Origin of the sequence: Nocardia sp. NPDC049737 (genome assembly GCF_040674755.1) — a bacterium.
Taxonomy (GTDB): Bacteria; Actinomycetota; Actinomycetes; order Mycobacteriales; family Mycobacteriaceae; genus Nocardia.
On record NZ_JBFANH010000101.1, the window covers coordinates 1 to 1,076 of the forward strand.

Sequence of the window (1,076 nt, forward strand, 5' to 3'; positions counted from 1 at the left end):
CTAGGGCGTGTTTCATAAGTGCTGAGGGGTGATCGCCGCCGTCGTGATTGCGGCTGAAAGTCGTTGCCGGAGTGGGTGTGTCGATGCCGTGAGATGGGTGAGGTCTCCGGTAGATGGGTTCAGCGACCAAGCAGAACCTGAATACCGGAGACCTCGTGGCCAGCGTAGCGGTGGCGGGGCGAGCGGATTTGACCGATGCCCAGTGGGCGCGGTTGGAGCCGTTGCTGCCTCGTGGCAAGAAGGCGGGTCGTCCGCCGAAGTGGAGCAAACGCCAGATCATCGACGGGATTCGGTGGCGCATTCGGGTGGGTGCGCCGTGGCGGGATGTGCCGGATCGGTATGGGCCCTGGCAGACGGTGTATGGGTTGTTCCGGCGGTGGCAGCGTGCGGGGAACTGGGCGTTGCTGCTGAAGTTGTTGCAGATACTCGCCGATGCGAATGGCGGTATCTGCTGGCAGGTGAGTGTGGACTCGACCATCATGCGGGCCCATCAGCATGCCGCTGGGGCTGTCCGCGATGGCAGCGCTCAGGCCGAGCCCCCGGGTGGGGTCGAGGTCGAGCCGGCCGATCACGCGCTCGGCCGGTCTCGGGGTGGATGGTCGACGAAGCTGCACCTGGCCTGTGAACAGGGTTTGGCGCCGTTGGCGGTCCTGATTACCGGTGGTCAGGCCGGTGACAGTCCGTACTTCACCGCGGTGCTGGATGCGGTCTGGGTACCGCGGCTCGGTGGTGGGCGGCCGCGTGTGCGCCCAGACCGAGTGTTGGCGGACAAGGCCTATTCCTCCCGCGCCAACCGCGCTTACCTGGCTCGACGCGGAATCCGGGCCACTATCCCGGTGCCGGGAGACCAGGTCGGTCACCGGCTCCGGCGCGGCGCGCGAGGTGGTCGGCCGCATGCGTTCGATGCCGAGATCTACCGTGACCGCAACGCGGTCGAGCGTGGCATCAACCAACTCAAGCAAAACCGCGCGCTGGCAACCAGATACGACAAACTCGCCGTCCGCTTCCTGGCTACCGTCCACATCGCCGCCATCGACCTGTGGCTACGGTGACCCGACTTTCGAAACACGACCTAG

At 65.9% G+C, this 1,076-nt stretch carries 1 protein-coding gene; it reads left to right on the plus strand.

Annotation, left to right across the window (positions count from 1 at the left end; all coding sequences use genetic code 11):
- Positions 1–113 precede the first annotated feature (113 nt).
- Complete coding sequence (locus AB0J47_RS42245) at positions 114–1,052, plus strand: IS5 family transposase (RefSeq protein WP_364360355.1); 939 nt, start codon at positions 114–116, stop codon at positions 1,050–1,052.
- The last annotated feature ends 24 nt before the right edge of the window (positions 1,053–1,076 follow it).

Bases quoted from the DNA above. Each gene is read 5' to 3' on its own strand.
- AB0J47_RS42245 (WP_364360355.1), top strand. From the start codon at position 114: ATGGGTTCAGCGACCAAGCAGAACCTGAATACCGGAGACCTCGTGGCC.